1 protein-coding gene is annotated in these 835 nt (G+C 56.0%); it reads right to left on the reverse strand.

Annotation, left to right across the window (positions count from 1 at the left end):
• On the reverse strand, positions 1-835 hold an 835-nt coding region (locus tag WCT94_RS20695), incomplete at both ends, for an Ig-like domain-containing protein (protein WP_336871594.1).

Genomic DNA, 835 nt, shown 5'->3' on the forward strand with positions numbered 1-835 from the left:
TGTGGTGACTGTCGCGCTGATATCGCCATTGGCGGCCAGCACTGCTCCCGGCACGTTCACGCTCCAGGTTTTACCATCGGCATTGACGGTGGTCTGGTAGGTTTCGGTACCGACTTTAACGGTAACCGCGTCGCCCGCTTTCACGTCGTTATCCACTTTACCGGTGACCGCTATCGTCTGGCCAGACTCGCTGGCATTGATGACATTATCCGACGTCACATCGTCAATAGTAATCGAGGCAGTTGGCGCAACGGTGTCTACACCGTAGGCATGAGTCGTATTGGCGGTGGTGACATTGCCTGCCGCATCGCGTGTGGTGACTGTCGCGCTGATATCGCCATTCGCAACTAATACAGAGCCCGGTACGTTGACACTCCAGGTTTTGCCATCAGCATTGACGGTAGTCTGGTAGGTCTCGGTGCCGACCTTAACGGTAATGGCATCGCCCGCTTTGACATCGTTATCGACTTTACCGGTCACCGCAATCGTCTGGCCGGATTCAGCCGCGTTAATCACGTTATCGCTGGTGACGTTATCGATAGATATCGATGCGGTTGGCGCAACCGTATCGACACCGTAAGCGTGGCTGGTATTGGCCGTGGTGGCGTTGCCTGCGGTGTCACGGGTGGTGACGGTAGCACTCACATCACCGTTGGCGGCCAGTACAGAGCCGGGAACGTTGACGCTCCAGGTTTTGCCATCGGCATTAACGGTGGTCTGGTAAGTCTCGGTGCCGACCTTAACAGTAACTGCATCACCCGCTTTGACGTCGTTATCGACTTTACCGGTGACGGCTATCGTCTGACCGGATTCGGCCGCGTTGATGACGTTATCC

The organism is Pectobacterium sp. 1950-15 (genome assembly GCF_037136835.1).
GTDB lineage: Bacteria > Pseudomonadota > Gammaproteobacteria > Enterobacterales > Enterobacteriaceae > Pectobacterium.